The 5110-nt window shown below is 60.9% G+C and carries 7 protein-coding genes and 1 pseudogene; 5 read left to right on the top strand and 3 right to left on the bottom strand.

The window, feature by feature from the left end:
* Nucleotides 1–161 (bottom strand): annotated as a pseudogene (locus BEK68_RS25360) (IS256 family transposase); the annotation flags it as partial.
* A gap of 203 nt (nt 162–364) precedes the next feature.
* On the opposite strand from BEK68_RS25360, the gene BEK68_RS02250 reads away from it, so the two are divergent.
* The 5 genes from BEK68_RS02250 (at nt 365) to BEK68_RS02230 (ending at nt 3587) form a co-directional block, all read left to right on the top strand.
* Nucleotides 365–772, top strand: a complete 408-nt coding sequence (locus BEK68_RS02250) for a hypothetical protein (RefSeq protein ID WP_012435593.1) — start codon at nt 365–367, stop codon at nt 770–772.
* Nucleotides 773–1006: 234 nt separating this feature from the next.
* On the top strand, nt 1007–1378 hold the full coding sequence (gene tnpA / locus BEK68_RS02245; RefSeq protein WP_004633552.1) for an IS66-like element accessory protein TnpA: 372 nt from the start codon (nt 1007–1009) through the stop codon (nt 1376–1378).
* A complete protein-coding gene (gene tnpB / locus BEK68_RS02240; RefSeq protein ID WP_306303472.1) occupies nt 1345–1710 on the top strand; it encodes an IS66 family insertion sequence element accessory protein TnpB in 366 nt (121 codons plus the stop codon). The genes tnpA and tnpB overlap by 34 nt, the downstream gene beginning before the upstream one ends.
* A 62-nt stretch (nt 1711–1772) precedes the next feature.
* Nucleotides 1773–3302 (top strand): IS66 family transposase, encoded by a 1530-nt coding sequence (gene tnpC / locus BEK68_RS02235; protein WP_009238807.1) that lies wholly within the window; start codon nt 1773–1775, stop codon nt 3300–3302.
* Nucleotides 3303–3332: 30 nt separating this feature from the next.
* Nucleotides 3333–3587: a nicotinamide mononucleotide transporter gene (locus tag BEK68_RS02230; RefSeq protein WP_004635277.1), complete on the top strand. Its 255-nt coding sequence runs from the start codon at nt 3333–3335 to the stop codon at nt 3585–3587.
* 27 nt (nt 3588–3614) lie between these two features.
* On the opposite strand, the gene BEK68_RS02225 is transcribed toward BEK68_RS02230, so the two are convergent.
* Nucleotides 3615–4028: a CzcE family metal-binding protein gene (locus tag BEK68_RS02225; protein WP_004635279.1), complete on the bottom strand. Its 414-nt coding sequence runs from the start codon at nt 4026–4028 to the stop codon at nt 3615–3617.
* A gap of 173 nt (nt 4029–4201) precedes the next feature.
* Nucleotides 4202–5110, bottom strand: a 909-nt coding sequence (locus tag BEK68_RS02220) for a copper resistance protein B (RefSeq protein ID WP_249262883.1), incomplete at its 5' end; no start/stop codon positions are given.

Below are 5110 nucleotides of genomic sequence, written 5' to 3'. Positions count from 1 at the left end.
CCGTGTAACGTCTTGACGTTCGCGAACCGCTCCATCAGCTCCGCCAACTCCGCTTCGATCGCTTGTTGAATCACTTGCCGCGCCCCGTGACGAACCAATTCGTCAAGTCCAAGCCCGACTCCCGATAGACCGACGACTGCTTTTTCCGTATCCTTGCTCATGGTGGATGGTTTGATTTTTTGCTGGTTTCCGACTTCGACAATCAGATTCTCAGCTGAAACCTCCACCGCCTTCAACTTCCCGCCTCAACTCCCCCGTACACCACTTTCGACTTTAGCTCAGCTAACCCTCTTTCACGCCAACTCAGGCATTTGGCTGTGCGGGTACGACGCGCTCAAGGTCCCGCCCACTAGGAGACTATTGCATGAAAAAAAACGCTTTGATATCGGTGTTGGCCGTGGCTGCCAGCTTTCCGACGGTGGCCAAAGGCTTCGTCCTGCATCTTGAGCACGGATTCGACGCCCACAACCCCGTCGTAATCTTGGGGGGTACACAACCCTTTCCCACAAATGCGGAGGAGTTTGACGTATCTGCGCCGCGTGGCGTCATTCTGACCAAAGTACTTTCCTATCAGCAACGCTACATCATGCGGCTGGTCAACCGGGGAAGTGCTTCTGTAGCCCTACGTCTGGACGTCAAGGATGCTAGCAGCGTTAAGACCCTGCCGGGAACGCAACCGATCAATTTGGTCTTGGATGCAGGCGAAACAAGGGAGCTGGCGATGGAAGCGTGGACGCCGATGACTGTGGTGGTAAGCGCGGCAGCGCAGTAAGTATCTCGCCCGCTGGTACGCCAGCCAAGCTGGCGTCATTTGCTGCCCAAAAGCCAGAAAAGGGGCATGCAATCTGCCATTGTTCAGCAGAATGCGTGTCGGCTTCCTCAAGCAATCTAGCGAGCCTGACCGCAACGACCGGATTTACCGTGAACGGTAAGCACCCGGTGAACCCGTCTTGAAGGGGACCCGCGTAGCAAGGAGCATCGTGTCCATCTAGTTCTAGGTGGACACGTGGACACTATCGAAGAGAGCGCGCCAATACGGCGCCGACGTCGGCATAGCGCCGAGTTCAAGGCCAAGGCAGTGCAGGAGTGCATGCAGCCGGGTGTTTCGATCGCGGCGATAGCCCTGCACCATCGCCTCAATGCGAATCTGCTGCGGCGCTGGGTCGCCGAGCAGGAAGCAAAGAATGGCGCGCCTGAGGACCGCGAGTTGATGAGGGTGCCGCAAGGCGAGTTCATCCCGTTGCGGATCGGCGAGCCGACCACTGCCGTGCCGGACATCCAGATCGAAGTCCGCCGTGGCGCGACGACGATCAGTCTTCGCTGGCCGGGATCGGCCGCAGCGCAGTGCGCCCAGTGGCTGCAAGGGTGGTTGCGTTGATTCGGGTGGACGCGATCTGGTTGGCCGTGGAGCCGCTGGACATGCGCGCCGGTACCGAAACGATCCTCGCGCGGGTCGTCAAGGTGTTCGGCGCGGCACGCCCCCACCACGCCTACCTGTTTGCCAATAAGAGTTCGACGCGCATGAAGGTGCTGGTCTACGACGGCTTCGGCATCTGGCTGGCCGCGCGGCGCCTCAACAAGGGGCGCTTCATCTGGACGAACGGCGACCAGGCGATCGCCACGGCGCTCAATCCCGAGCAATTGCGTGCGCTGGTGACGGGGCTGCCTTGGCAGACGCTCACCCACGACCACGCGATCACGGTCGTGTAATACCCCCAAAGCCGTAAACTGGCTTCCTTCCAGAGGACTTGGGGTTCTGGCAGACTCGCCGCATGAACCTACCCACCAACCTCGATGCCCTGAGCCCGGACGAACTGCGCACACTGGCTGCGCAGTTGATGGCCCAGGTCGGCGAGAAGGACCGGGAGTTGCGGTACCGGCAAGCCAAGATCGACCAGCTCACACACGAGCTGGCCATCCACAAGCGCTGGAAGTTCGGCAAGCGCAGCGAGCAACTGACATCTGAACAGGCGAGTCTGCTGGACGAAGCCATTGACGCAGACCTCGAGGCGATTGAGACCGAACTGGAAGCGCTCCTGCCGTCGTCCAAATCTGAAGCCAAGAGCAAGCCCAAGCGCCAGGCATTGCCGCCGCAGTTGCCGCGCACCGACATCCACCACGAGCCGGACGCAGAGACCTGCACCTGTGGGTGTGCGCTCAAGCGCATTGGCGAAGACATCAGCGAGAAGCTGGACTACACGCCGGGCACGTTCACCGTGGAGCGTCACATCCGCGGCAAATGGGTGTGCGATCAGTGTGAGACGCTGGTGCAGACGCCGGTGCCACCCCACGTCATCGACAAAGGCATCCCGACGGCCGGACTGCTGGCACATACGCTGGTGTCCAAGTTCGGCGACCACCTTCCCCTGTATCGGCAGGAGCGCATCTATGCGCGCGCCGGTCTGGCCATCCCGCAATCGACACTGGGCGCGTGGGTGGGCATCTGTGGCGTGCGTCTGCAACCGCTGGTGGACGCCCTGCAAGAAGAGGTTCTGAGCCACGGTGTTCTGCACGCCGACGAAACGCCAGTGCAGATGCTCGCGCCCGGCAATGGCAAGACGCACCGCGCCTACCTGTGGGCCTATGCGCCGAGCGAGTTCGAGAAGATGCGCGCGGTGATTTACCAGTTTGCGCCCAGCCGCAGCGGCGAGCACGCTCGCGCGTTCCTGGGGCAGTGGCAAGGCAAGCTGGTATGTGATGACTTCGCCGGCTACAAGGCCAGCTTCGACGGTGGCGTCACTGAGATCGGTTGCATGGCCCATTCGCGGCGCAAGTTCTTTGAACTGCACGACAAGCACAAGAGCGAATTGGCGGGCCAGGCACTGCGCTACATGGTGAGCTTGTACGAGATCGAGGCGCAAGTGCGGGATGCTGAGCCAGACCAGCGCCTGGCAGCGCGGCAACAAAGGGCTGGCCCGATTCTAGAGCGGCTGCACGCCTGGCTCGAGGAACAGCGACGCCGCGTCCCAGACGGCTCGGCGATCGCGCGGGCCATTGACTACAGCCTCAAGCGGTGGCCGGCTCTCGTGCGTTACCTCGACGACCCGACGGTGCCCATCGACAACAACCACGTCGAGCGACAGATCCGGCCGGTTGCCCTGGGTCGCTCCAATTGGTTGTTTGCAGGCTCACTGCGCGCCGGTCAACGCGCGGCTGCCGTCATGAGCCTGATCCAATCGGCCAAGCTCAACGGGCACGATCCCTACGCCTATCTGAAAGACGTCCTCACGCGACTGCCGACCCACAAGGCGGCCGACATCGCCGAACTGCTCCCGCATCGCTGGACGCCCAGCGCCACCTAGCTGGCAAGACGGGTTCACCGGGTGCTTACCGTGAACGCACTGCAACTCTTCGTCATCCTGGCCGGCTTGACCGGTCAGCTCCTTATTGCGAGGAAGGATCCGCGCGGCTATCTCGCTTGGATCGCCGGTAACATCGGACTGGTGTTCGTCTACTTGGAGACCAAGCAATTTGCCTTGATTGCACTGCAATTCATCAATACAGCAATCCAGGTTGCCGCCCTGATCGCTTGGGGACGGGGGAGGCGGCGCAGCGACACCAGCCCCGCACGACCGAGTGAGTCGTAACGGGACCGAAGTGAACGAACGAAAGTCCTAACTGCCTGTGAGCCACTTGCTGCGCGCAATGATGACGCGCACACCCTTAGCGTCGGGCACATCCGGCAGCAGAACGCCCAAATCGACCGAAGTACTCTGCATTGCTTCGATGAACGTCCATGCTTGCGTCCCAGTCCCCGCCGAAAAAGCGACGGTTTCACCGGATTCGACGTTGATGTATTTCATTCCTGGCTTAACTGTCAAAGTGCGTGCAGCCAGCGACACTGGCGCGGGCGAGCCGAAGAGCAACGCCGTCCTGTTCACATCCGGTTGAGTTGCTGACGGGCTTTGCCGCACATGTTCGATCCAATTGTCCCCGCCGTCGCCACGGAATTTGTCTGAGGCCCATGCCGCCGAACTGCCTGCGAAGAGGACTGCGAGCATGAGCGGAACAAGTCGATTGCGATTCATCGTTTTCTCCTGGAACGTGACTGATGTCAAGCATTCTAGAGAGGCAATCCTCTCGCTTCGATGACCCGCAAATTACGTCTTGGTAAGACGTTCATGCCGACGGCGCGATCGGGAAACCGCGATGCTGAGCTATATAGCAAAGCGCCCAGAGCGCAGCCTGACAGGCTCCTGGTTCAAAACCACCATCGTATTCCAGCCACGATCTGCTTGTTTACGGCGTCTTGCCCCGCCGCTCGCGCAAACTCTGCGCTCCTTCCCAGTTTCCTGCTCCAAACCACGCCAATGTACGGAGCGAAGTCGCGCCGAAGTTCGTATCGCAGTCGCAAGCCGAGGCGAACATCGGCCAGCCCGCGGCCAATCTCGCGCGCCTGGTCGGTCTTCGAGTAGACGTTGGCTTCGATTTCGGGAGTGAGGGCACTTCGCTGCGAGAGGCGGACATCGTAGGTAGCACGCACACGGGCCGCAAGACGCCCGCCATTACTGACGTACAGGGTCGCTTCGACATCGAACCAGTATGGCGCGAGCCCTTGCACTCCAAAGGCAGCCCACGTACGTGTTGGTCCACCACCGAAGTCGCGGCGAACGCCTGCCTGCCAATCCCAAAATGTGGCAAATGCATGACCCCACAACGCTTCAACTTTGGCGTCTGCGGTTTGACCGAACAGTCGCTCGCCCTCGGTCTTCAACCATAGTCGGTCAAGATCCTTACCGAACCAGCCTTGCATGTCCCATGCCCATCCCGTCGCGTCGCGAGTGCGTACCGTCTCGAGCCGATCGAGCAGAAACTGATGATAGACATCGTTGTCGACCATGGTGTCGCCCGGCACGGCGATGCCTCGGCTGGGATTCTGCATTGGCACGCGGGGTTCGTCACTGGGGGTGATCACATTGACGCCTTCCTCTTGGGAAGGTAAGTCGGGCTTTTGTGTTGCAAGTACCTGCGCTTCTTGCCCATGGGCCTGAGACGGTGTGCCGTGTGGCGTCTGCGGCATGCCTGGCGTGGGCGCCTCAGACGTGTGGGCGCCTGCAAGCCGCACGGTGAGCAATAAGGCTGCGGCAACCAAACGCAGCCGTCCCTTCAC

The sequence above is a fragment of the Ralstonia pickettii genome (genome assembly GCF_001699815.1).
GTDB lineage: Bacteria > Pseudomonadota > Gammaproteobacteria > Burkholderiales > Burkholderiaceae > Ralstonia > Ralstonia thomasii.
This window is presented reverse-complemented; position numbering and strand designations above follow the sequence as displayed.